This is a genomic window from Polaribacter sp. AHE13PA (assembly GCF_019278505.1).
Lineage (GTDB): Bacteria > Bacteroidota > Bacteroidia > Flavobacteriales > Flavobacteriaceae > Polaribacter.
On sequence record NZ_CP058985.1, the window covers coordinates 3535232 to 3560288 of the forward strand.

At 30.5% G+C, this 25057-nt stretch carries 21 protein-coding genes and 1 riboswitch; of the genes, 10 read left to right on the plus strand and 11 right to left on the minus strand.

The annotated features are described in order from the left end of the window. Positions 1–23 precede the first annotated feature (23 nt). Together H0I28_RS15120 and H0I28_RS15125 are read left to right on the plus strand one after the other, a co-directional pair. Complete coding sequence (locus H0I28_RS15120; RefSeq protein ID WP_254712791.1) at positions 24–1949, plus strand: DUF3857 domain-containing protein; 1926 nt, start codon at positions 24–26, stop codon at positions 1947–1949. A 136-nt stretch (positions 1950–2085) separates the two neighbouring features. Beyond that, complete coding sequence (locus H0I28_RS15125; RefSeq protein ID WP_218759613.1) at positions 2086–4056, plus strand: DUF3857 domain-containing protein; 1971 nt, start codon at positions 2086–2088, stop codon at positions 4054–4056. Positions 4057–4726: 670 nt separating this feature from the next. Here the strand turns inward: H0I28_RS15125 and H0I28_RS15130 are convergent. The 3 genes from H0I28_RS15130 to H0I28_RS15140 all read right to left on the minus strand — a co-directional run bounded on the left by H0I28_RS15130 (position 4727) and on the right by H0I28_RS15140 (position 8432). Next, positions 4727–5590 carry an RNA polymerase sigma factor RpoD/SigA gene (locus tag H0I28_RS15130; RefSeq protein WP_218759614.1) on the minus strand — a complete coding sequence of 288 codons (864 nt, stop codon included), beginning with the start codon at positions 5588–5590 and terminating at the stop codon, positions 4727–4729. A gap of 29 nt (positions 5591–5619) precedes the next feature. Beyond that, positions 5620–5811, minus strand: coding sequence for a hypothetical protein (locus H0I28_RS15135; protein WP_208890862.1), 192 nt, complete (start codon positions 5809–5811; stop codon positions 5620–5622). A gap of 299 nt (positions 5812–6110) precedes the next feature. Further along, a complete protein-coding gene (locus H0I28_RS15140) occupies positions 6111–8432 on the minus strand; it encodes a TonB-dependent receptor (RefSeq protein ID WP_254712792.1) in 2322 nt (773 codons plus the stop codon). Between the two features lie 132 nt (positions 8433–8564). Further along, positions 8565–8655: riboswitch (TPP riboswitch) on the minus strand. 299 nt (positions 8656–8954) lie between these two features. Between H0I28_RS15140 and H0I28_RS15145 the strand changes: the two genes are divergently transcribed. From H0I28_RS15145 to H0I28_RS15165, 5 genes are all read left to right on the plus strand, one after another. Further along, complete coding sequence (locus tag H0I28_RS15145) at positions 8955–9647, plus strand: DUF2064 domain-containing protein (protein WP_218759615.1); 693 nt, start codon at positions 8955–8957, stop codon at positions 9645–9647. 63 nt (positions 9648–9710) lie between these two features. Continuing rightward, positions 9711–12971 (plus strand): SusC/RagA family TonB-linked outer membrane protein, encoded by a 3261-nt coding sequence (locus H0I28_RS15150; protein WP_254712793.1) that lies wholly within the window; start codon positions 9711–9713, stop codon positions 12969–12971. A gap of 4 nt (positions 12972–12975) precedes the next feature. Continuing rightward, positions 12976–14424, plus strand: a complete 1449-nt coding sequence (locus tag H0I28_RS15155; protein WP_218759616.1) for a SusD/RagB family nutrient-binding outer membrane lipoprotein — start codon at positions 12976–12978, stop codon at positions 14422–14424. A 139-nt stretch (positions 14425–14563) separates the two neighbouring features. Next, positions 14564–15475, plus strand: coding sequence for a nucleoside hydrolase (locus H0I28_RS15160; protein WP_218759617.1), 912 nt, complete (start codon positions 14564–14566; stop codon positions 15473–15475). A gap of 1 nt (position 15476) precedes the next feature. Further along, positions 15477–16448: a phosphotransferase gene (locus H0I28_RS15165; RefSeq protein WP_218759618.1), complete on the plus strand. Its 972-nt coding sequence runs from the start codon at positions 15477–15479 to the stop codon at positions 16446–16448. A gap of 10 nt (positions 16449–16458) precedes the next feature. On the opposite strand, the gene arfB is transcribed toward H0I28_RS15165, so the two are convergent. The 5 genes from arfB to H0I28_RS15190 all read right to left on the minus strand — a co-directional run bounded on the left by arfB (position 16459) and on the right by H0I28_RS15190 (position 20053). Then, positions 16459–16863: an alternative ribosome rescue aminoacyl-tRNA hydrolase ArfB gene (gene arfB / locus H0I28_RS15170; protein WP_218759619.1), complete on the minus strand. Its 405-nt coding sequence runs from the start codon at positions 16861–16863 to the stop codon at positions 16459–16461. 147 nt (positions 16864–17010) lie between these two features. Continuing rightward, positions 17011–17670, minus strand: coding sequence for an AAA family ATPase (locus H0I28_RS15175; protein ID WP_218759620.1), 660 nt, complete (start codon positions 17668–17670; stop codon positions 17011–17013). Beyond that, on the minus strand, positions 17631–18263 hold the full coding sequence (gene pnuC / locus H0I28_RS15180) for a nicotinamide riboside transporter PnuC (protein ID WP_218732271.1): 633 nt from the start codon (positions 18261–18263) through the stop codon (positions 17631–17633). The genes H0I28_RS15175 and pnuC overlap by 40 nt, the downstream gene beginning before the upstream one ends. Before the next feature lie 116 nt (positions 18264–18379). Next, positions 18380–19102 (minus strand): geranylgeranylglyceryl/heptaprenylglyceryl phosphate synthase, encoded by a 723-nt coding sequence (locus tag H0I28_RS15185; protein WP_218759621.1) that lies wholly within the window; start codon positions 19100–19102, stop codon positions 18380–18382. A gap of 75 nt (positions 19103–19177) precedes the next feature. Next, positions 19178–20053, minus strand: coding sequence for a helix-turn-helix domain-containing protein (locus H0I28_RS15190; protein ID WP_218759622.1), 876 nt, complete (start codon positions 20051–20053; stop codon positions 19178–19180). 94 nt (positions 20054–20147) lie between these two features. On the opposite strand from H0I28_RS15190, the gene H0I28_RS15195 reads away from it, so the two are divergent. After that, a complete protein-coding gene (locus H0I28_RS15195; RefSeq protein ID WP_218759623.1) occupies positions 20148–20498 on the plus strand; it encodes a DUF983 domain-containing protein in 351 nt (116 codons plus the stop codon). Between the two features lie 77 nt (positions 20499–20575). On the opposite strand, the gene H0I28_RS15200 is transcribed toward H0I28_RS15195, so the two are convergent. Then, positions 20576–21202: a 4'-phosphopantetheinyl transferase superfamily protein gene (locus tag H0I28_RS15200; RefSeq protein ID WP_218759624.1), complete on the minus strand. Its 627-nt coding sequence runs from the start codon at positions 21200–21202 to the stop codon at positions 20576–20578. A gap of 63 nt (positions 21203–21265) precedes the next feature. Here H0I28_RS15200 and ahcY point away from each other — a divergent pair, with 63 nt between their 5' ends. Further along, positions 21266–22579: an adenosylhomocysteinase gene (gene ahcY / locus H0I28_RS15205; RefSeq protein ID WP_218732274.1), complete on the plus strand. Its 1314-nt coding sequence runs from the start codon at positions 21266–21268 to the stop codon at positions 22577–22579. Between the two features lie 297 nt (positions 22580–22876). Here the strand turns inward: ahcY and H0I28_RS17675 are convergent, their stop codons facing one another. After that, positions 22877–23005: a hypothetical protein gene (locus H0I28_RS17675; protein WP_302850017.1), complete on the minus strand. Its 129-nt coding sequence runs from the start codon at positions 23003–23005 to the stop codon at positions 22877–22879. A gap of 25 nt (positions 23006–23030) precedes the next feature. Between H0I28_RS17675 and H0I28_RS15210 the strand changes: the two genes are divergently transcribed. Beyond that, a complete protein-coding gene (locus H0I28_RS15210; RefSeq protein ID WP_218759625.1) occupies positions 23031–23837 on the plus strand; it encodes a DNA/RNA non-specific endonuclease in 807 nt (268 codons plus the stop codon). Between the two features lie 71 nt (positions 23838–23908). On the opposite strand, the gene H0I28_RS15215 is transcribed toward H0I28_RS15210, so the two are convergent. Next, positions 23909–25054: a permease gene (locus H0I28_RS15215; RefSeq protein WP_218732276.1), complete on the minus strand. Its 1146-nt coding sequence runs from the start codon at positions 25052–25054 to the stop codon at positions 23909–23911. Positions 25055–25057 lie beyond the last annotated feature (3 nt).

The window sequence follows — 25057 nt, forward strand, 5'->3', positions numbered from 1 at the left end:
TAGATTTATAAAAATAAACAAGGTTGAGCATTTATAAATCCGTTTTTATTGCATTTTTTTTATTGTTTGTAACAAGCTTAAATGCTCAGTTTTCTGCTGAATTTTTAAAGTATCATAAACTACATCTAGAAGATGCGAGAGTTCGTTTGCAGCAAGAAACTATTATTACAATAACGGTTGTAAATGATAGTTTACAAATACATCAAGAGTTTATTGAAGAAGATTTGTATTTAAACGATGCTGCAACTTACAACTCTAAAAACACCTTAAATTTCTCTGCTTTTTTCGAATTAAAGAACATAGAAGCTTCTTCTTTTTCTTATGAAGATAATGGGTATGTAGAAAATAAAGTAGATAAATTTACAGAAAAAGATGAGTTGAATCAGTCTTTTCATGATGATTCTACATTGTTAACCTTTGTATATCCAAATTTAAAAAAAGGATCGAAATCTAGGTTAAAATATAGTCAAGAAATTAAAAACCCTCGTTTTTTAACGCCTTTTTATTTTGGTGATTATTTTCCTGTTGAACAAAACAAGGTAACTATTATTGCTGATGAAAATATAACGCTAGAATTTAAGAAATTTAATATATCTGATGCTCAAATTACATTCAGTAAAGAGAAAAAAGGAGGGAAGGATATTTATAGTTGGACAATAAACAATCAACCGAAATATGAATTTGAGTCGAATACACCAAGTTATAAAACCATCTTGCCACACATTGTTCCAATTATTACTTCTTATAAAATTAAGAACAAGCATAAAAGGTTATTAGGTGAAGTTGCAGATTTGTATAATTGGTATTATTCGATGGTAGAAAATGTAAATACAGAGGCTCCAAGTGCAGAACTAGTCGCTTTGGTCTCTAAAATTACTGCGGATAAAAAAACAGAATTAGAGAAGGTAAGCGCTATTTATTATTGGACGCAACAAAACATAAAATACATTGCTTTTGAGTATGCTTTAGGCGGATTTATACCCAGAGAATCGAATGATGTTTTTAGAAAAAAGTATGGCGATTGTAAAGATAACTCGAGCATTTTATACAGAATGTTAGAAATTGCAGGGGTAAAAGGAAATTTAACATGGATTGGTACCAGAAGTATTCCTTATACTTATAAAGAAGTTCCAACGCCAGTTGTAGACAATCACATGATTCTTTCTTATGAAAATAATGGGAAAACGTATTATTTAGATGCTACGGGTAGGTATATTAAGTTCGGAATGCCAACTTCTTTTATTCAGGGAAAAGAAGCATTGGTAGGTTATGGAAAAGATTTTAAGATTAAAAAGGTACCAATTATAGCTGCTAAAGAAAATGCAATTATAGATGTAACCAATATCAAGATTGAAAATGGCAGGGTTATTGGGTCTTCTGAAATAACGATTTCTGGATATCCAAAAATTGATATTTTTCACACGCTAGAATCTGGAAATTCAGAAACGAAGTTGAAGAAATTCTACAAAAGTGTCTTTTGGAAAGGGAATAACACCTTTCAAATTAATAATTTTAAAGAAAAGAATAAGTATCATTACGACAATGATTTTATCGTCGATTACGATTTCGAAATTAAAAATTATGCTAAAAATTTAGGTGATGAGATTTACATCAACCTAAATTTGAATAAAGAGATTTCTTCTTATAAAACGGATAAAAATAGAGAAAATGCGATTGAATACGAGTATCAAAGATATTATAATTATACCACTAAGTTAGAAATTCCTAAAGGTTATAAAGTAGATTATTTACCAGAATCTTTAACCGTTTCGAATGACTTATTAGTTTCTAAAATTACATACCAAGTAAAAGGAAACGAGGTGATTTACAATCATGAAATTGAATTAAACTTTTTAGTTTTATCGACAGAGCAACAAAAAGAAGTAAATAAAGAGATTCAAAAAATTGAAAGAAATTATAAAGAAATTGTAGTTTTAAAAAAAGAATAATAACAAAACGAATTGACCAATAATCATGATGTGTCATTCTGAATTTATTTCAGAATCTCATATAACAACTTCTTATTTTAAGACCCTGAAATAAATTTAGGGAGACAATTAAGACATGGTTTTAAATAAACGAATGATGAAGAACAAAATTTACCTATTAATAGCCTTCTTATGTATTTTTCAGATTGTAACCGCACAAGAAAAACCTTTTTTTGAAAGTTACGATTGGGAGGTAAATCCAAAGTATAAAGTAGATAAAGAAATTTCTGAAGACATGATTGCTGTTAAAGAAAAGACAGTGACAGAGTTTTATTTTCAGAATGAAGATTTAGTGGAGTTTTATTTAGAACACAAAGTTTTATGGCTAAATTCTGATGATGCAATTGAGGAGTATAACAAAATCTACTTACCGTTTTCATCGGAAGCAGAAACACAAGTAAATAAAGCAAGAGTGATTACTCCTGATGGAAAAATTATCAATTTAGATAAATCTAAAATACTAACTGCAGAAGACGAAGAAACCGGTAATACGTATACATATTTTGCTTTAGAAGGCATTACAAAAGGCAGTTTTATTGAGTACATGTATGTGGTAAAAAGGCCGCCAAGTTATACAGGTAAACAGTTTTACATTCAAGATGGGTACTATAAAGATCAAGTAGAATTCGATTTGTTCTCGCCAAGTAATTTGTTGTTTAAATTTAAGAGTTATAATAATTTACCAGATGTAGAAAGAGATACCATAAGTACAGATAAAATACATTATAAATTACATGTTTCTAAGGTAGAAAAATTAGAAAACGAATACCAAGCACCTTACAATGCTTCAAGAGGTTTCATCGTTTATAAAATGGATAAAAATATCGATAATATGGACGAAGATATTATCTCTTACAGAAATATTGCACTAAATGTGTATGCTTCTTATTATCCTGAATATTCAGAAAAAACTAAAGATTTACTGGATGATTTTATAAAGGAATTAGCGTTACCAAAAAATGCAGATCAAGAAAGTAGTATCAGAAAATTAGATTTTTATATAAAATCAACGGTGTATTCGCAAGATACTTATAATGATGACTTAGAAGATTTAGACCTTATTTTAAAGACGCAAGTAGCCAATGAAAGTGGAGTTATCAAACTATATATTGCTGTTTTAAGAACTTTAAATATTGAGCACGAATTGGTGATAACAACTGATAGAAATGAAATTAAGTTCGACCCAGAATTTGAAGCAACAAATTTTTTAACCGACTTTTTACTGTATTTTCCTACTTCTAACAAATATTTATCTCCAAATGCATCCGGAACAAGATATGGTTTTCCAATACCTTATGTAACGGATAATTACGGGCTATTTTTAAAAGAAGGAGTTGTTGGAGATCAAAAAACGGTTACCGGAAGAATTAAATATATAGAACCTGTAAAAGTGGATGAGGTTTTGGATGTAATGAATGTAACCATCGATTTTAATAAGGATAATTTAACCGAAAACAGTGTTCATTTAGATAGAGCTTTTAGCGGATATTACGCAATGAACATACAGCCTTTTATGCATTTAATTCAGGGTAAAGATGCTAGAAATGACTTGGTAGATAGTTTTGTAGAAAGCATGACATATGATTTTGATGTAGAAAAAAGAGAGTTAATAAATGCCGATGCAGAATTGTTCGGAATAAAGCCTTTACAGATAAAAGTAGATTTTACCACGGAAGGTTTTGTAGAAAAAGCAGGAAGAAAGTATTTGTTTAAGTTGGGTGATTTAATTGGACAACAAATAGAAATGTACCAAGAAAAAGAAAGAGTTTTACCTTTAGAAGGACAATTTCATAGAGGGTATAATAGAACTTTAACACTTCATATTCCTGAAGGTTATAAAATCACCAATTTAGATGATATTAATATTAACAATTCCTATGTGAAAGACGGAAAAGAATTGTTCTTTTTTAAATCTTCTTATCAATTAAAAGGAAATATCTTAACGGTAACAGCCAACGAATATTACAAAGAAAATATTATTGAAGTTGCTATGTACGAGGAGTATAGAACTGTAATTAATAGTGCCGCAGATTTTAATAAAATTGTGTTGTTGTTGGAAGCTGAGTAGCTTTTTTATAGGGATTAGTTAATGTTTATGTGTATAGGGAGTTGCGTTTTTGTGTACGAGGATTTTTCGCCGGAAAATCGGACGTAACAGAGGTGTACGGATTCTTGATAAAGCACTAAACTAATCATTATTTTTATAGATTAGATAAGTCTTTTAGTAAGTGTTAAAAACTTGTTTATAATGTTTGTAAGTAAATATTAAAGCGTTGATAATAAGGGCTATATTTGCTGTAGTAAAAGAACAAAGAGTATAACTAGCGACGACTCAAAACCAAAATGGATATAATTATTCAACTTGGCATACCGCTAGTATGTCTTATTTTTAAAAAGTTCCTTGATGGAATTTCACCTTCAAAATTCAAAAAAAAGTGTAAGAAATTATTTAAATCGTTTAAAAAGTTTCTTAAGAAATTAATTTTTGTTTTACTTGTATTATACTTTTCCGTAACTCTGTTGTTATTTTATTTAATTTATGTGTTTTATTATGTTGAGTGAGTAATGTTTGCTAACTCATTCTGATATTCGCTGTTTTAATAACTTATATCAATCGTTATCTAAATTGCATTTTTAGGATAAGGTTTTCAAGAGGGAAAATACTTATTTTAACCAAAAAAAATCTCAAGCTTTTACTTGAGATTTTAAAAAGTAATTTCATTAAGGAAGCAAATGGTTTACCCTAAATATGTTTTTAAAAGATGTGTTTTAGATTGATGTTGTAAGCGTCTAATAGCTTTTTGCTTTACTTGGCGGACTCTCTCTCTAGATAAATCAATAGTTGCTCCAATTTCGGTTAAGCTATAAGGACTCGGAAGATTAATGCCGTAAAACATTTTTATCACTTTTGCTTCCTTGTTAGAAAGCGTGTCTAAAGCTCTGTTTATTTCAATGGATAATGATTGACTCATTAAGTTTTTGTCGGGTCTTGGAGACTCGTCAGACTGTAAAACATTGTATAAATTAGAATCTTCACCTTCCTTAAACGGTGCATCCATAGATACATGTCTACCAGAATTTTTTAAAGATTGCTCTACTTCATCTTCTGTCATGTCTAACTGTTTTGCAATTTCCTTGTTGGTAGGCATACGCTGTTCTCCTTGTTCTAAGCGAGCATATATTTTTCGGATTTTATTAATGCTACCAATCTTATTTAAAGGCAAGCGTACAATACGAGATTGTTCTGCTAAAGCAGACATAATTGCTTGACGAATCCACCAAACGGCATAAGAAATAAATTTAAAACCTCTTGTCTCATCAAAACGTTTTGCTGCTTTTACAAGTCCTAAATTTCCTTCATTAATTAAGTCAGATAGCTTTAAACCCTGACCTTGATATTGTTTAGCAACAGAAACTACAAACCTTAAATTTGCTTTTACAAGTTTATCCAATGCTCTGTTGTCTCCTTTCTTTATTTCTAAAGCTAATTCTACTTCTTCATCAGCAGTAATTAACCCAATTTTACTAATTTCTTGAAAATATTTTTCTAAAGACTTGGCGTCACGATTGGTTACTTGTTTTACAATTTTAAGTTGTCTCATATATTGTTTCGGTTTTTTAAAGATTAATTTTAAATAAATAAATTGCAATCATCACACGTTTTCACTTCTCCATAATACGTTTCTCGATATTCATGGATGGTTTTAATAGGAATTCCTAAAAAATATTTTTTAATATAAGTTACTCTAGAATTTAAAGTTCCCATTGCAGAGGAATAGTATTTTTGATATTTAGTTTTTCTTTGTATTTTAATTATTTTCATATGTACAGTTTTAAATAAGTGTAAGAACACTTAATATGAAGTTGAAGATTAATACGGGTTTAATTTTCTTAAAAAATTAAGGAATAGAAAAACTAGAAAGCGGGTGCAATTGATTTATTAGAATGACCTTTTAAATCGTAAAAAGCGAGACTATAAATGCTTGTGTTATTATTAATGTATAAAAATGAATTTTTCATAATTTTCAATATACGAAAAAACGAGCGATTTTCAATAGAAAATGCTCGTTTTGTTTGTTTTTTGCGTTGTTTTTAATCAAAAAAGACTAAAAATGATGTTTTTTAAAACTTTAAAGTAATCCCAACTAAGAAGTTTCTAGTGGCTTGTGGGTAATAACCGGCACCATCTAGAGTTGTAATTTGGTTTGGATCAGACCAAGTATCATCATACGTATAATAATAACCTCTGTCTACATATTCTGTATTAAAGATGTTGTTTATTAAAGCCGAAAACACAATAGATTTAAAGATCTTATTTGGGTTTATTTCATAAACAATATTTAAGTCAGATGTAAAATAATCATCTAAAACATCATTGTTAGAAATTTTACTACTAAAGTTGCTCATAAATTGTTTACCAACATATTTCGATAAAAATGAAATCTGTAAGTTCTCTATGGGCTTGTAAATAAACATGTTTCCTGCAACAACTTCCGGAGAAAAAGATAAGTCTGTATTTCCTAAACTTTCTGGTGTATCAATTCCGTTTCTTGTTATAAAAAAGTCTTCGTTTTTATTAGAACTAAATGCAGCATTTGGTTTTATAGAAAACTGATCGCTTAAAGTAATGTCTGCATCAATTTCTAAACCTAGTCTATAACTGTTACCAGAAGTTGCTCTTACTGGCGCACCAACATCATCTAAAGCACCTGTTAAAACCAACTGATTTTTATAATCCATATAATAGATGTTGGTATTTAATTTAACGCTTTCCTTTTTTAAACGCCATCCAAATTCAAAATCATTTAAAGTTTCGTGTGTTGTAACTCCGCCTTCAAAATCATTTCTATTAGGTTCTCTATTTGCTACAGCAAAAGAAGTATATAAGTTATTATCGTCATTAATCTTATAAGTTAATCCAACCTTTGGGTTAAAGAAATTAAAATTAGCATCAACATTAATAGCAGCAATGTCAGAAGTAATTCCTTTTGTTTGGTAACCAACAAAACGTCCTTGTAAATCTGCATAACCAGACAATTTCTCGCTAATATCAAAAGTAGCTTTTGCAAAGATTGAAAAGTCTGTTTTCTTTGCATCAGAAAAATAATAACGATCTCTAATATTTACATTTGGCGCTAAATCTTCTCCCCAGATTACTTCACCAAAATGATCTCCAGTATAATTAGAATACGAAATTCCAGAAATAAAATTAAGTTTATCTGTTTTGTAATTGGTATTAAAGTTTACTACATAAAAATCATTTTCTAACCAACGTCTTACAATTACATCTGTTCCATCAACAATTAAATTTCCATAATCTGCTGCATCTCTTTCTTCTTTAAATTGCTCAAAAAAACCAGCACCTTTTGTGTAGTTTAAACCTAAGGTTGTAGACCAATTTTCATTCAATTTTTCATTCCAATGTAATTGATAATGGTTTTGGTCATAGTCATCTACTTCATTCTCGTACGTATACGGGTTTTGTCTTCTATCTTCCTTTAATTGATCTGCAGTTAAACCTTCCCAAGCTTGGTAAGTAACTTCTTTACCTCCAAAAGTAATTGCTTTTATCAACGTGTTTTCATCCGTATAACTTGCTTGTAAATAGTAAGATTTTAAATCGGCAGAAGCTCTATCTACATAACCATCAGATTTAATGTTAGACAAACGTCCGGCAACTTCAAAGTGCTCATTAATTTTACCAGTACTAAATTTTACAGTATGTTTTCTTGTTCCGTAAGAACCAAAAGAGTTCGATATTTCTGCAGAAGCCTCTTCAGAAACCGCATCTGTCAAAATATTTAAACTTGCACCAAAAGCACCAGAACCATTTGTAGAGGTTCCAACTCCACGTTGTAATTGTAAATTCTCTGTAGAAGAAGCAAAATCACTTAAATTTACCCAAAAAGAACCATGACTTTCGGCATCGTTATAAGGTATTCCGTTTACGGTAACATTAATTCGCTCTCCGTTAGAACCACGAACGCTCATATATGTGTAACCAACACCTGCACCAGCATCACTAGAAGAAACCACAGAAGGCATGTAATTTAGTAAAATAGGAATATCCTGACCTAAATTACGGGTTGCAATTTCCTTTTTAGAAAGGTTAGAAAACGTAACAGGCACATCTGCATTTACACGAACAGCAGAAACCAAAACCTCTTCTAAAACTGTTGAATTTGGTACTAAAGAAAACGCAATTGTATTATTTTGTGATAAAGAAATTTCTTTAGAAACTGTTTTGTAACCCATAAATGAAACCTGAATGGTATAAGCTCCTTTAAGAAGATCTACACTAAACTTTCCATCAAAATCCGTAACGGTTCCTTTCTTAGTTTCTTGTACCAAAATGGTTGCTCCTGGCAAAGAATCATTGTTTTCATCTACTACTTTTCCGTTAAGTGTAAATGTCTGGGCGTTTACAAGAATGCTTGTAAACAAGAATAAAAAAATGTGATTTTTTTCATTTTAAAAAATTTAAAACGAATAAAAAGAGGTAATTATTCTTGTGATTTATGTTGAATAATTAATTATTGAAGCTTATACTTCTGCACCTATAAAAAGCTTTTACACTTTTTTAAAGTACTAGTTTCCTAAACAGCATTACCTGTTCTAGGTTCAATGGGTATGATCTCAGCTTTTTAAAGCACCCCTTTATGAGAACGCTGCAAAATTACCTCAGTTTTTTGACATAGAGAATAACAAAAGCACTTTTTTTAGAAGCTATTTCCTGCTTTTCGCTATATCTTTTTTTTGAAAAAAACAAAAAAAAGGATGCCGCTGCTATCAGGGCTAAGTTTAGTTACCAATTTCAGTATTTTGTAAAAGCAATTACATTTCCTAAAATAAAATTTAAACTCAAAAATGATTTATCTAAAAACGAGTAACTTAGCTGTTAAATATTATTTTAGCTTTTGTAATTTGCTTTATATAATTACGACTGTTAGATTTTAAAATAGATTTTTGATAGATTTAAAACATTCTAAAACTGCAATTCTTATTTTTTCGCTTTCGCAAGAAGCAGAAAATTTACGTAAGCCTTTCCTTCAAAAAAAGGATACGGTTAGCAAACTGAATGCTCTTATTAAAGAAAAAGTTAGTTCTTTAGGTGTAGACTATTTTCATTACACAGAGAAAGATCAAAAAGGAAATAATTTTGGAGAACGTTATGTAAATACCGTTTCAGAAATTTTTAAAAAAGGGTATGATAATGTTATAACGGTTGGTAACGATACTTTAGGTTTAGAAAAAAAGCATCTTCTTGCTGCCATAGAATCAGTAGAAAACAATCAAATACCTGTTGGTCCTTCTTACGATGGTGGTTTCTATCTTTTAGGTTTACGTAAAGACCAATTTAATGCAGCAGATTTTCTTTCGCTTTCTTGGGAATCATCAACATTATATAAAGAGTTAAAAACACTTTTATCAGAAAAAGAAATAGCAACTGTTACACTTCCTTGTTTATACGATTTAGATGAAGAGTTAGATATTTCTAAAAACATTGCTTCTCTTTCTTTTCTAAAAATAGAAGCACTTAAATTATTACAAAACCTACAAGTAGTAATTTTAAAAGTAAGCAAATTCATTCTACAAAAATTTAAAGAAGCTTCTTTAAACCACCTATACAATAAAGGACCACCATTGGTTTGTAATTAATTATAAGTACAATTTTCTGTAAAAACAGGACTTATTATTTTACATACATTTTAACTCAAACTAATGAAGAATTTATTTTTCGGCTTACTTGTGCTATTTACTATTAGCCTAAGCGCCCAAGGAGATCTTGTGGTTTATGCCATAGATTATAATACCAAAGTACCAATTAAAAATATAAGCGTTACGCTTGTTAACGATCAACAAGGTTATGAAGTAAAAAATACCACAAACGAATTAGGTAAAGCTTCTTTTAACTCCATTCCCGTTTTAAATGGTTATCAAGTTATTTTTGATGGAAATAAAACATACGGAACCACTATTTCAGATATGGTAGATGTTCGTTCTAATGAAGAGTCGGTGGTAAAATTGCTATTGTTTCCGGCTTCATTTCAGCAAGAAACGTTAAGCGAAGTTGTAATTACTGCTTTAGGAATTAAAAGAGAAAAACAATCTTTAGTTTCTTCCGTAACCACTATAAAACCTGCTGCTCTTACAGAAGTTACGCTTACGAACGTGGTAAATAGCCTTGCCGGACAAGTTGCTGGTGTAAAAGTAACCAATGGTTCTTCTGGTGTAGGATCTTCTTCTCGTATTGTTATTCGTGGAGAGAACTCTTTAAGTAGCTCTAACCAACCTTTATTTGTTGTTGATGGTGTGCCTATTAGTAATGAGCAAATTACAAGTGATTTAGTAAATGATGGCTCATTACAAGAAGTAGATTATGGTAACGGAGCTTCTGAAATTAGTCCAGATGATATTGCTTCTATCTCTATTTTAAAAGGAGCAGGTTCTGCTGCTTTATATGGTGCAAGAGCCGCTAACGGAGTGGTATTAATCACTACTAAAAGAGGTAAAAAGAAAAAAGGTTTAGGTGTTAGTATTAATAGCTCTTTAACCTTAGAAACTTTATTAACCTTACCAGATTATCAAAATGTATATGGTGGTGGTTCTAATGGTCAATATTCATTTCAAAATGGTGCTGGCGCTGGCGTTAACGATGGTGGTTTAAGTAGTTATGGCCCACGTTTAGATCAAGGTTTTTTAATCAACCAGTTTGATAGTCCATCTGTAGATATTAACGGAAACACGGTTCGTGCTGGAGACGTTATTGCAAGAACACAAGCAGACGGAACTTTAACGCCTATTACACCTACTGCTTGGGTTTCTAACCCTAATAACGTACGTAATTTTTTTAAAACCGGAATTACTAAGCAAAATAATATTGCTATTAGCTCTTCTGGCGATAAAGGAAGTAGTAGGTTTTCGTATAGTAATTTAATAAACGAAGGAATTGTACCTAATACCGATTTAAAAAGAGATGGTATCTCTTTAAGTTTAAACCAAGAAGTACACGAAAAGTTACATGTAAATGCTTTTGTTAATTATATTAATACAAGAAGTGGTAACCGTCCTAATTTAGGATACGGATACGAAAACCCTCTTTATGGCTTTAATTGGACAGGTAGACAAGCAAATATTGATTCTTTTAGAAATTATTGGCAAGCAGGACAAGAAGGTTCTCAACATTTTGATATAAACTACAACTGGTTAACAAACCCTTATTTAACTGTTTTTGAAAACACCAATAGTTTTAATAAAAACAGATTTTTAGGAAACGCCGCTGCCGTTTACAATATTACAGACAAATTAACTGCAACGGTACGTACTGGTTTAGATACATATAATGATAAACGAGCGTTTAGGCGTGCTGTAAGTACCAATGCTAATCTAGAAGGTTCTTACAGAGAAGACAATGTGTTTTTTAAAGAATTAAACACAGATGTATTAATCTCTTATGATGATGTAATTAATGATAATTGGAAATATAATGTAAGTGCAGGTGCTAACCGTTTTGATCAAGAAATTGAATACAGTTATACTTTAGCACCTCAACTAGCTATTCCAGATATTTTTACACTTGCAAACTCCAAAGCTGCTTTGGTTGCAGAAAGTAATACGTTTACTAAAAGAATAAATAGTGTATATGCAACTGGTAATTTAAACTATAAAGATGCTCTTTATTTTGATGTTTCGTATAGAAATGATTGGAGTAGTACTTTACCAGCCAATAACAATTCTTTTGGATATTATTCTGCCGGCGTAAGTGCTGTAATTAGTAAATTAGTGACATTACCAGAAGCAATCTCTTTCTTAAAACTTCGTTTTAGTGGCGCTAGTGTTGGTAATGATACAGATCCTTATCAAAACAACCAGAACTTTTTATTAAATCAAAATTACGGAACCAATTTTCGTGTAACCAATGAGAATGTACTAAAGAACTCAAATTTAAAACCAGAAAGATTAAATGCTCTAGAAACTGGTATTGAAGCTTGGTTTTTAAACAACCGTTTGCAAGTAGATGTTTCTGCTTATCAAAATACTAGTGTAGATCAAATTATATCTAGTCCTATTTCTCAAGCGAGTGGTTTCGGTAATTTTAATATAAACGGAGGTGAAGTTCGTACTAGAGGATTAGAAGTTTTATTGAGTAGTATTCTAATTAAAAAGAAAGATTTTAAATGGGAAAGTTCTGTAAATTTTTCTACTTCTAGAAGTATTGTTACAGAATTACCCGAAGGAGTAGATCAATTTGTAACAGGTTCTGCAGACGTGTTTTCTGGTTCTGGCGGATCTAATAGTGTTTTTTATATTGCCCAAGAAGGTGGTCGTGTTGGAGATATGTTTGGTACTGGTTTTGTAGAAATCGATGGAGAAATTCTTCATGATGCTAATGGTTTACCTGTACAAGACCCTAATTTACGCTTATTAGGAAATTATAATCCAGATTTTCAAGTAGGTTTTAATAATAATTTCACCTATAAAAATATTAACCTATCCTTTTTATTCGACTGGAGACAAGGAGGAACAATCGTTTCAAGAACTAAAGCTTTAGGAAGCACTTCTGGTGTATTACAAGAAACTTTAATAGGTAGAGAAACCGGTATTGTAGGTAACGGTGTAGTTAATATAGGTACAGATACAGCACCACAGTATGTTGCAAACACTACTAATGTTTCTGCACAAACATACAATAATAGCTTTTTTGATCGTGGTAATGAGGCAAGTGCATTATATGATGCTTCTTATTTAAAATTAAGACAACTAAGTATTTATTATAAGTTTAATAAAAGCTTAGTCAATAGAATTGGTTTTCAAAAAATAAAAATAGGGTTAACAGGTAGTAATTTATTCTTATTTACAGAAAACCCTCACTTTGATCCTGAACTAAATGCTTTACAAGGACAAAGTACAACACAGGGTGTAGAAGATTTCTCATACCCATCTACAAGAAGTTTAGGAGTAAGTATTAAAACTGAATTTTAAGAAAATGAAAAATTATAAAAATATATTTTTAGGAGTCTTCATTTTTAGTACATTTTTTACTGCGTGTACTAAAGATTTCGAAGAAATTAATACAAATAACAATAACCCAGAATCTGTTGCTCCGCAGTTTTTATTAACCAATGTTCTTTCGGTTTCTTCAGATTTAAATGCATTCGATCAAGGCTTTAGACAAGCCAATTATTTAGCTCAATTTTCGGCTAGTATTGAGTTTGAACGTATAGATCGTTATGAAATGGGATCTAATAGCGAGTATTGGAACGCTATTTTTGGTTTGCTTTCTGACATAGAATCGATACAAAATTCAGAAACCACAAACAGTGCTTATAATGCAGTTGGTGATATTATGAAAAGTTATTTATTCTCTCAACTTACCGATTTATGGAATGATGTTCCGTATACAGCAGCTTTAGGAGCTATTGATGGTGTTTTTTCGCCTAAATATGACACGCAAGAAAGTATTTATACAGATTCTGAAACAGGTATTTTGGCTACTTTAAAAAATGCTGCAGCAACATTAGAAAACAACAATGCTATTATTGAAGGTGATGTTTTATTTAATGGCGATTTAAGTAAATGGATAAAATTTGCCAACTCTTTGCAAGTCCGTTATCTAGTGCGTATTAGTAAACGTTTAAGTGATTTTTCAGATTTACAAACTTTGGCAGATTCCGGTAACATCATGCAGTCTAACAACGATAATGCTGTTCTTCCTTATTTAAGTACATCACCAAATCAGTTTCCTTTATTTAATGCAGCTTCTGGTATTAATAATGAACATACCATGACGATTACTGTAGAAGAAATTTTAAAATCTTGGAACGATCCTAGAATGGCAGTTTTATATAAGCCTACAAATGCAACTGCTAATACAACCGCAGAATTTCATGGTTTATTAAACGGACAATCTAGTAATAGTATTGCCGCTAGTGGTGTAGATTTAAATAATATTTCTTTATTCGGAACTATTTTTAGAGATACTCCTAATGGCGTAGATGCACAATACATGCAATATTCCGAAACCCAATTTGCTTTGGCAGAAGCTGTTGTAAAAGGTTTTATTTCTGGTGATGCAAATACGTATTACCAAAACGGAATTGCAGCTAGTTTTGATTATTACAATACAGAAATTCCTACAGATTATTTTACAAGAACTGCTATTGCTTTAGATGGAAGTGAAGAAGATATCACAAAAATTATGACTCAAAAATGGTTGAGTTTAATTTCTGTAGGTCATGAAGCTTGGTTTAATATTCGTAGAACAGGAATTCCTAATTTAGTAGCTGGTCCAGATAATCTTAATCAAGGCCGTTACCCAGTTCGTTATTTGTATCCAGAGTCAGAACAAGCTTCTAACAACGCTAATTATAAAGAAGTTGCAGAAAGAATTGGTGGAGACAATATTAATAGTAAAGGTTGGTGGGAGAAAGATTAATTTATTTAATATTTAAATTAGAAATAAAGATATGTAATCCTATAATTTTCGACATATAAAATGTGGGGTTAAAATCTACATATAAAACTTTAGGTTATCATCTTAAAATTAAACATCATATATAATAATGACCAATTACATGAAAACGATATATATATTCATAACTTTTTTATTTGTTACAGCTTTTGCAGAAGCACAACAAAAACCGATACATTTAATTATAGATGCAGACACAGCAAATGAGGTTGATGACCTTTTTGCGTTGGTTCGTGCAATAAATGAACCTGCATTTAATCTTTTAGGTATTACTTCTGCACAGTTTCATACATCACCACAAGCAACAGAAAATACGGTTGGTGAAAGTCAGGCTATTAATGAGCAAATCATTAAAGTGATGAACCACGCAGAGATTAAATTGCCTTTAGGTAGTAACGTTCCGTTAGCATCTATGACAACGCCTTCTCCTTCGGAAGCTTCTAAATTTATTATAGAAAAAGCACACGAAATGAAAGGTAACGAAAAGTTAGATTTGGTTATTTTGGGATCTTGTACCAATGTTGCTTCTGCAATTTTAGAAGATCCTTCTATCATTTCTAAAATCCGTGTAAATTATCTTGGTTTTTGGCACACGGTAAAAACAAACACGTATAACAAAAAAGAATTCAATTCGGGTAATGATCCACTTGCAGTGGATGTACTTTTAAATACGGTTAATTTAGAGTTTAATGTAATGACGGCAACTACTTCTCAGCATTTAGTTTTTAAAAAGAAAACGATAGATAAGCAGTTAAAAGGAAAAGGCGGCATTAAAGACATCTTAGTAGATCGTTGGGATACATACAATCGTTGGTGGACAAAAAAAGATCCTAAAAAGAAAAAATGGGTAATGTGGGACGTTGCTCTTATTGAGGCTTTAATTAATTCGGAATATGCAACGATAACGCCTTTACAAACACCAAAAGAAAACACAAAAAGAACTATTGGTGTGTACACAGATTTAGATAAAAAAGCAATGGAAAAAGCTTTTTGGAAACACCTTAATAAATTATAATATGAAGTATATTGATATACATACAGATTTAAAAATCATCAAAGAATTTCTATTAGAAATCAATTTTTTAAAGGAGTCTGAAGAAATTTTATCCGCAGAAAAACCAGGAGAAGGTAATATGAATGTGGTGTTGCGTGTAACAACAAATCAACGTTCTTTTATTGTAAAACAATCGCGTCCTTTTGTACAGAAGTATCAAGATATTCCTGCGCCAGAAGATCGAATTGATGTAGAATATCAGTTTTATAAAGCTATTGAAAGTCCTGCAATAACTTGTCATATTCCTAAAATTCTTGCTTATGATGCAAAAAATTATGTATTAATTTTAGAAGATTTAGGAAATTGCGAAGACATGAGTTTTCTTTATAAAAACCGTGTTATTGAAACGGAATCAATTCAACTTTTGGTGGATATACTTTCTAATATCCATAAAAGTGAAGTTTCTAATACGTATCCAGAAAATAAAGAATTACGCGCTTTAAATCATCAACATATATTTGTTTTACCTTTTGTTACTGATAATGGTTTTTCTTTAGATACCATTCAAGATGGATTAGAAGCAGTATCACAAGCCTATAAAAATGATGAAAAATTAAAAGCACAAATTACTTTAGTTGGAGAACGTTATTTATCCGAAGGAACAACTCTTTTACATGGAGACTATTATCCTGGTAGTTGGATGACCAAAGAAGATGAGGTGTATGTAATTGACCCCGAATTTAGTTTTAAAGGTTTTGCTGAATTTGATTTGGGTGTTATGGCAGCGCATATGGTGATGGCAACTGGAAATAAACTACTAATTTCTAGAATAAAACAGGCGTATAAATTAAAGTTAGATGAACATCTTTTTTTGCAAATAACAGGTATTGAAATAATGAGAAGGTTAATTGGTTTAGCACAACTTCCGTTAGAAAGAACTTTAGAAGAAAAGAAAGAATTGCTAGAAATAGCAAGGTTGTTAATTATTGATTAATGACCTAGTTTTAATCTAACCCAGGTTTCTTTCTCAATGCTTTTTTTACAGAAGTTCTCTTCTTCTTTTCCGCATTTTTTCGAACAGAAGATTTACTTGGTTTTGTAGGTCTTCTTTTTTTCGGACGAATTAAATTTACGCGTAATAATTCTAAAAAACGTTTGATAGCCAAATCTTTATTTCTATGTTGAGAACGAGATTCATCACAAAATAAAATTAAGGTGTTTTCTTTTGTTAGTTTATTAGAAAGCTTGGTTTTTAAAAGCTCTTTTTCGTTATCAGAAAGAGAAAGAGAGTTTTCTAAATCGAAAGTCAACTCAATCTTAGAAGATACTTTATTTACATGCTGCCCGCCAGCACCAGAACTCCTAATGCCTTTAAAATTAAGTTCTTTTAAGATGTTTTCTTTGTTCATTTGTTCTAAAAATAAAGTCTATAAAAAGTAAAATAGTAGCGTTTTTAGATAAATATTCGATAGTTTTATCACTTATCACTTATCACTTATCACTTATCACTTATCACTTATCACTTATCACTTATCACTTATCACTTATTCTGTTATTTAATACTCAAACGGAGTGCCAAAATCACCCGTATTTTGATGTAGAAAATGCATGTCTACATCTTGTAAAGAATCAGAAAACGAATGTAAATTTTCTTTATCAGCAATTATTTTATCAATAGCTGCTGTGGCATTCCTTAAGCGAGTTTCTTTATCGCCTTTTAATAAAATATAAGGTCTGTTATGGTCTATTAAAGATTTCTCGAAAGCATTAAACATTTCTAAACGTAGCTCTGGTCTGTCTCGTAAATCATCTTCTTCCCAAGGTGTGTCTATATACGTTAATAAGTACAAGTCGTATGTGTTTTCATCTGCAGCTTCATCTAATTTTTCATCAACAAAACCACCATAAAACTCTTCTGAGTATACTTTGGTTTCTAGTAAATCGGTATCGCAAATTAAAATTTTATCAGCTTTTTTAGCCAAAGCATTTTCTAATTTCATTTGTCCGACTGCAATAGGAAGTAAATCTTCTTTTTCGCAAGTTTTACGTTCGTTATTCCATTTTTCTTGCAAATATTCACGCGCAAATTCTGGTGCCCAAACGGTATTATAATAACGTGCTAAATGACGAGAAAGTGTTGTTTTTCCTGAAGATTCTGGCCCGAATAAAACAACTTTTACGATGTTAATCGGGTCTTGTTTAAGTTCTTTTTCCATGCTAAATAACCTGATATGGCTATAAAAGTAAATATTAAATATTGAATACTAGTAAAAGTAAATCCTTTATAAAAATACAAAGGAGTAGAAATGATGTCTCCAACAATCCAATAAATCCAATTTTCTATTTTTCGTTTTGCCATTAGCCACATACCCACAAAGAAAATTGCTGTGGTAAAAGTATCTACATAAGCGGTCCAACTAGTCCATTTTTCGAAATACGTATAGACTCCATACACAAAAATTAATGTGGCAATAAAGATAAGTACACTTAGTTTTTTTTCTTTTAAAGTGGTCCTAGAAATTGGCGTTTCATGCTCACCATCATTTTTATAAGTCCAGATATACCAGCCATAAATACTCATTACAAAATAGTAGGCATTAATCATCATGTCACCCAAAAGTTCCCACTTATAAAGTAGGTACACAAAAATAAGTGTGCTAATCATTCCTGTAGGGAAAACCCAAATTTTATTCTGTTTAGAGTACCATACCGATAAAAAACCGAAAATTATGGCAACAACCTCTAAAACAATATCTATAGTAGAATAGGTTTTGTATTGTCCGAAAAGGAAATCGATAATTTCTGACATTTAATTTTATTTGAAGTTGTAAATGTAATCTTTTCAGTTTTTATCAGTAAAGTCAAAAGTATAATTCATTTAAGACTACTTAAAAATGACAAACTGAGAGAGAAAATTATAGCGTATTATTTTTTAAGTTGATTAAAAAACGCTTCATCATTTTCAAAAGCGGTACCAATAACCACTATATCTGCGCCAGCATTAAAAGTTGTTTCTAGTTGCTTTTTAGAACGAATTCCGCCACCAACAATTAAAGGAATCGATAAATTACTTTTCACAACAGTGATAATATTTGTGTCCACAGGTATTTTGGCGCCACTTCCTGCTTCTAAATAAATCAATTTTTTACCAGAAAATTCACCGGCTAAAGCGGTGTTTAAAATGAGTTCGGTATTTTCTTGAGAAATTGGTTTTGTATTGCTTACTTTTTGAGTAGCTGTATTTTTTTGACCGTCAATTAAAATGTAACCCGTTGGTAAAATTTCTAAAGGTGAATCCTTTAAAAACGGAACACTTTTTATTTGTTGTTCAATTAAATATTCAGGATTTCTGCCAGAAAGTAAACTTAGAAATAGAATTCCGTCTGCTTTTTGTGTAATTTGTTTTACATCACCCGGAAAAAGAACAACAGGTAATTGAGTTTCTTTTTTAATGGCCGCAACCACATTTTCGGTTAGGTTGTTTTTATCGGTACTTCCACCAACAAAAATATGCGTAGCAATAGATTGATGCACTTTTTCAAAAAAAGTAGCAATTTTATCTAAGTTGATTTTTTCAGGATCAATTAAAACGGCAAGTAACTTTTTGCTATCTTCTTTTGCTAATAAAATGTTTTGATAAATATTCACAACTGCGAAAATAAGAAATTACAAGGAGATTAATCTTAAAGAGATCTGTTTTTCATGTAGAGATTAATTACTTATTTATGAAGTATATTTTTTTCTAAAATCCATTGGAGTACAACCTGTTTTAGTTTTAAAGAACCTTGAAAAATAAGCGTAGTCAGAAAACTGAAGTGTATCTGCAATAGCAGCTAAATTATTTTCAGAATGAATGATTAATCTTTTCGATTCTAAGATAATTCTCTCAGAAATTAATTGACTAGTTGTTTTATTCAGTGCTTTTTTTACAACCCTATTAAGGTGTTTGGTGGTGATATTTAATTGATCAGAATAAAATTTAGGTAATTTCTCTTTATAAAAATGTTGATGTATTAAGTTTTCTAGATTTTCAAGTATGATAGAATAACTAGAAGAAACGAGTTTTTCTAAATTAACATCTGCTGTATAAGCCCTTGTTAAATCTATATAAATACTATTAATAAGGTTTATTATTTTTAACTCTCTTAAAAGGTTTTGTTGTTGATATTCTGCGTAGACTTCTTCAAACTTTGGTTTTAATACCGTCATTTTTATTTTAGACAATTCTAAGAAAGGCGGATTCTGATTTGAATAATAAAAAGGAAAGGAGTGGAGGGTATGATCTAAAAACTTTATTTCATAAAATTCTTGAGAGTGGAAAAAGATAAAACCTTCTGGTTTAGTATCAAATTGCCAAGAATGAGTTTGACCAGGTTTTAAAAAGAAAACCTTGCCTGGGTTTACTTGATAAGAATTAAAATCAATTTCATGTGTACCAAATCCCTCTGTAAAAAGAACACATAAATAAAAATTATGACTGTGAGGTTTGTCAATTAACTTCTTATTCAATTCCAAATGATTTGAGAAAGAATTTATATACAAATCATTTAACGACTCGGATTCTTGAAATTGATCAATTTTTAAAACAGGTATTTTCATAATAATGTCCTAAAAGTACAAAAAATAGCGATTATACTATATGGTAAATGCAGTTTTATCAACTTAATTTTGTTGTACTATTAAATAAGAGAGTATGGCAAATGTAATTGATATGTTAAAATGTAAATGTCCTAATTGTAAAAAAGGGAAAATGTATAGTGAATTAGGGAATCTACTTATGTTTAGGTCTCCTAAAATGTATACAATTTGTAACGAGTGCCATTTTAAATTCGAGAAAGAACCAGGTTTCTTTTTTGGAGCTATGTTTGTAACTTATGCACTTGTATCAGCAGAAATGATAGCAGGTATGGTTTTATTTAAGTTTATATTAGACTTCTCTTACATAACTGTTGCGCTTTTAGCAATTACAACGATTATATTATTAAGTACATTTAATCTAAGAATTTCTAGATCTATCTGGATTTATATGTTTTATAGTAATTAATAGAAAATTATTCTGAAAAGATGTTAAAAAAAAATTACTTTAATTTTAATAAAGGCATAATTTTAAACCTTAATCTTTTAGTGAGCATACACACAAGTAAAACCTTCAAACTCTAAAAACTCAATATTATAGGTAGTAGTTTTACCTTCGTATCTAATTTCTCCGGTAGTTTTTGCATCTTCAAACTTAAAATCTTCAATATAAATATTTTCTAAAAAGCGTAATTTTTTCTTTCCGTATATTTTATACAAACTCTCTTTTCCGCCCCAAACAATGGTGAGTTTACTAATTAAAGCATCGTGGTTTGCAATGGTTACGTACTCTTTAACATGTGTAAATTTGTGCGCAATTTTCAGAATTTTATCACGTTGCATTTCAATATCAATACCAACATGTAAATTATCAGAAATTATCAACCCAGAAAAAGTGAAGGAATGTGTAATAGAAATAAATTTTCCATCTTTTAAGTGTGGTTTTCCAAATTCATCATAAACTAAATCCGAATCAGAATAACCAGCTTCTTTTAATAAATGACGCACACTTAAAAATCCTCTTTGGTGTAAGTCAGATTTCATTCCATCTAAACGAGCTTGACTTTTATCAGTAAGTAAAACGTTTGTATTTAAATCGTTAAAGGATTCTTCAATTTTCCAAATGAGAACTTTCGTGTTTTTATTAACCGTTAAACTTTTGTAAAGAGGCATACTTTTTTAAAATGGATGTCGTAACTTTGCAGTTCGAAAAATTAGAATATAAATATACATAATATGAGCACAAAAATAGCTTACGTACCAAACAAAGTTAAAGATATTTCTCTTGCAGCTTGGGGAAGAAAAGAAATTTTATTGGCAGAGGCAGAAATGCCAGGTTTAATGTCTTTAAGAGAAGAATACAAAAACGAGCAACCTTTAAAAGGAGCTAGAATTGCAGGTTGTCTTCACATGACAATTCAAACAGCAGTTTTAATAGAAACGTTACAAGCTTTAGGTGCAGAAGTAACTTGGAGTTCTTGTAATATTTTTTCTACACAAGACCAAGCAGCAGCAGCAATTGCAGAAGCAGGTACAGCAGTTTATGCTTGGAAAGGTTTAACTGAAGAAGAATTTGACTGGTGTATCGAGCAAACTTTATTCTTTGGTGAAGATAGAAAACCATTAAACATGATTTTAGATGATGGTGGGGATTTAACGAACATGGTTTTAGATAAATATCCAGAATTAGCAGCAGGAATCAACGGTTTATCAGAAGAAACTACAACCGGAGTTCATAGACTTTACGAAAGAGTAAAAGCCGGAACTTTACCAATGCCAGCAATTAATGTAAACGATTCTGTTACAAAATCTAAATTTGATAATAAATATGGTTGTAAAGAATCTGCAGTAGATGCAATTCGTAGAGCAACAGATATTATGTTAGCAGGTAAACGTGTTACTGTTTGTGGTTATGGAGATGTAGGTAAAGGTACAGCAGCATCATTTAAAGGAGCTGGTTCTATTGTAACGGTTACAGAAATCGATCCTATTTGTGCTTTACAAGCTGCGATGGACGGTTTTGAAGTTAAAAAATTAGAAACTGTTGTTGGTAATTCAGACATTATTATTACAACTACAGGAAACAAAGATATTATTCAAGGTCGTCATTTTGAGGCTATGAAAGACAAAGTTATTGTATGTAACATTGGGCACTTTGATAACGAAATTGACATGGCTTGGTTAAACAAAAACCATGGTAATACAAAAGATACGATCAAACCTCAGGTTGATAAATATAACATCAACGGAAATGACATTATTTTATTAGCAGAAGGACGTTTAGTAAACTTAGGTTGTGCTACAGGTCACCCAAGTTTTGTAATGTCTAACTCATTTACAAACCAAACTTTAGCGCAAATCGAATTATGGAAAAACGCTGATGCTTACGGAAATGATGTATACATGTTACCAAAACATTTAGATGAAAAAGTAGCCAAATTACACCTTGCAAAAATAGGAGTAGAGCTTACAGAATTACGCGAAGAGCAAGCATCTTATATTGGTGTAACAGTAGATGGTCCTTATAAACCAGAACACTATAGATACTAAAACTATTTGTCATTGCGAGGAAGTAATGACGCGGCAATCTTGTTTTTTAGATTGCAAAATATACAAAACCCTTTCATTAATTTGAGAGGGTTTTTCTTTGCTTCTAATTTCCGTTTTTTTCACACCTTGTCATTCCGAAATGAGCCTTTTTAGGCGATTGAGGAATCTCATAATAATTATGCTTTTTTTGGGCGTTTTAACAGGCTTCCACTACTCGCTTTTTTTATGAAAAATAAAAAAGAGCTCAAACAGACCGCTCAATCCTTAACGCGGAATTTTAGGATTAAATAAGGAATACTATTTTAAATTACAGTTCTTAGTAATTCTATTGTCATTTTCTCTTTCTGTAATTCCGAAATGAGTCTTTTTAGGAGATTGAGGAATCTCATATGATTTATGAAGTGTATTAACTTTATCTTTATTCATACCTTTACAACTTAAAATAATCACCTTGAAAAGAAAACAAGTACTATCCATAATAGCCATTATCATTTTAGTAGCTGTTTTAGGTTCTGAAGAACTGTTAGATGCTCAAAAAGAAAAAAGTATCATAGAAAATGGTAAAACACCAAAAGCAACTACCAACCAGTATTTTTTGCCAACAAGTACTACAAACCAAGTGGTACATCATCAAAATTATTCATTATCCTATAGCGAAAAACACGAACAAGCAGAATGGGTTGCGTATGAGTTAAAAGCATCCGATTTAAGTAGCACCAATTACAAAAGACCTTATTTTGAAATTGATAACGCAGTAAAAACCAAAGCAGCACATTGGCGTAATTATAAAAAGTCTGGTTACGATAAAGGGCATTTATGTCCTGCTGCCGACAGACGTTTTTCTAAATCGGCACATGATGAAACCTTTTTAACAAGTAATATCAGTCCGCAAGAGCATAAATTTAACGCAGGTGTTTGGAATCGCTTAGAACAGAAAGTACGTTATTGGGCAAAGAAAAACGATGGTGTATTTGTAATTACTGGAGGCGTTTTAGAAAATAATTTAAAAACAATTGGTAGTGAAGCTGTTGCTGTACCAAATCAGTTTTATAAAGTAATCTTAGATAAAACAAACGGAAAAATTAAAATGTTGGCATTTTTAATGCCTCATAAAGAATCGAATTTGCCTTTGTACAAATTTGTGGTTTCGGTAGATAAAGTAGAAGCTTTAACAGGTATCGACTTTTTTAAAGAATTAGATGATACTATCGAAGAACAATTAGAGAGCTCTAGTAGTTATAAAAATTGGAGTTTTTAATTTCTCTAAATAATTTAAGAAAACCCTTTCATTAATATGAAAGGGTTTTTATTTTTTTAATAGTTGTTGCTTTATTTATCAGCAGAAAGCTGGATTTTATTTTTTTTAATACTAGAAGTATTATCACTTTTTTTAGAAACTACATTTCTTTTTATTTTAATGAATACTGGGTACAAAATTCCGATAAAGAAGAGTGTTGTGCCTAATATTAAAATGTTATCTATATTGGTAAAAGTATTACCAGTTGTTAATATTCCTAAAATTAATAAAACTGAAATAGGCAAAGAAAGTGCTAAAATTGATAAGGCAAAATTAATATCAAAAGTTTTTTCTAGGGTATTTTCTTTTTTCTCTTTTAGGTTTATGGCAGAAATATGTGCAAAAGGCCAAAAACTAGCAGAGCTTAAAGCAAAAGCAATCATTACTAAAATATCTTTTTTGATTGTTATATCTGCAAATAAAATAATTCCAGCAATTAAAAGCAATGTAAAAGCAGCTCTTAAAAGGAGTAAAGAAAACAATTGAAGAAATTGTTCTTTTTTAATTTTTACAGCTAAACCAATAAAAAGTAAGACTAAAGGCGTCATTATATAGCTCAACCTTGTTAAGGTGATTGATAAATAACCAGGAATTTTGTCTAGTGTAATTCCAAAAGAAACCAATACCAATGCTGCAATTATAAATAAGTTTACAGGCTCGTAAAGTAATGCTTTAAAAAGTCCTTTTAATTTTGTTTTTAGCGAATTTGCTTCAAAATCAGCATTTTTATAATGCCATTTTAAGGCTACTAAATAGAGTAAAAAAAGCACAAAAAACTTGTTACCCAAATCTGCCATTGCAGCTTTTGCTAAAGAACCATCACCTAAAAATTCTAATATAAAAGCAAAACAAGATAAACCGGGAGCTAAAGAAGGTATTAGTAGTTTGGCACTTCTACCTTTATCAGAATTTATATCAATACCAATAATTTTTAATAATATAGGTGTAACCGCAAAAAGTATTACATTAAAACCTAAAGCTAAAATTGGAAATAGAATTAAATTTCCATCAACTTTTACTTTTAATAAAGCAATAAATATAGTTGCAGGTAATGCAAGTGTTAGAATTAAACTTTTTAATCCGTTAGTTTGTTCTCCGGTAGATATTTTCTTTTTTAAGAGAACTCCTATTAAAATAAATAGGATAAATGAAATTGATTTTTCTAAAGCGCCATCCATAAA

What these genes read in the sequence shown, in the direction of transcription:
- H0I28_RS15125 (WP_218759613.1), top strand. Translation starts at nt 2,086, where the DNA reads ATGAAGAACAAAATTTACCTATTAATAGCCTTCTTATGTATTTTTCAG.
- H0I28_RS15130 (WP_218759614.1), bottom strand. Translation starts at nt 5,590, where the DNA reads ATGAGACAACTTAAAATTGTAAAACAAGTAACCAATCGTGACGCCAAG.
- H0I28_RS15135 (WP_208890862.1), bottom strand. Translation starts at nt 5,811, where the DNA reads ATGAAAATAATTAAAATACAAAGAAAAACTAAATATCAAAAATACTAT.
- H0I28_RS15150 (WP_254712793.1), top strand. Translation starts at nt 9,711, where the DNA reads ATGAAGAATTTATTTTTCGGCTTACTTGTGCTATTTACTATTAGCCTA.
- H0I28_RS15155 (WP_218759616.1), top strand. Translation starts at nt 12,976, where the DNA reads ATGAAAAATTATAAAAATATATTTTTAGGAGTCTTCATTTTTAGTACA.
- H0I28_RS15160 (WP_218759617.1), top strand. Translation starts at nt 14,564, where the DNA reads ATGAAAACGATATATATATTCATAACTTTTTTATTTGTTACAGCTTTT.
- H0I28_RS15165 (WP_218759618.1), top strand. Translation starts at nt 15,477, where the DNA reads ATGAAGTATATTGATATACATACAGATTTAAAAATCATCAAAGAATTT.
- arfB (WP_218759619.1), bottom strand. Translation starts at nt 16,863, where the DNA reads ATGAACAAAGAAAACATCTTAAAAGAACTTAATTTTAAAGGCATTAGG.
- H0I28_RS15175 (WP_218759620.1), bottom strand. Translation starts at nt 17,670, where the DNA reads ATGGAAAAAGAACTTAAACAAGACCCGATTAACATCGTAAAAGTTGTT.
- pnuC (WP_218732271.1), bottom strand. Translation starts at nt 18,263, where the DNA reads ATGTCAGAAATTATCGATTTCCTTTTCGGACAATACAAAACCTATTCT.
- H0I28_RS15190 (WP_218759622.1), bottom strand. Translation starts at nt 20,053, where the DNA reads ATGAAAATACCTGTTTTAAAAATTGATCAATTTCAAGAATCCGAGTCG.
- H0I28_RS15195 (WP_218759623.1), top strand. Translation starts at nt 20,148, where the DNA reads ATGGCAAATGTAATTGATATGTTAAAATGTAAATGTCCTAATTGTAAA.
- H0I28_RS15200 (WP_218759624.1), bottom strand. Translation starts at nt 21,202, where the DNA reads ATGCCTCTTTACAAAAGTTTAACGGTTAATAAAAACACGAAAGTTCTC.
- ahcY (WP_218732274.1), top strand. Translation starts at nt 21,266, where the DNA reads ATGAGCACAAAAATAGCTTACGTACCAAACAAAGTTAAAGATATTTCT.
- H0I28_RS17675 (WP_302850017.1), bottom strand. Translation starts at nt 23,005, where the DNA reads ATGAATAAAGATAAAGTTAATACACTTCATAAATCATATGAGATTCCT.
- H0I28_RS15215 (WP_218732276.1), bottom strand. Translation starts at nt 25,054, where the DNA reads ATGGATGGCGCTTTAGAAAAATCAATTTCATTTATCCTATTTATTTTA.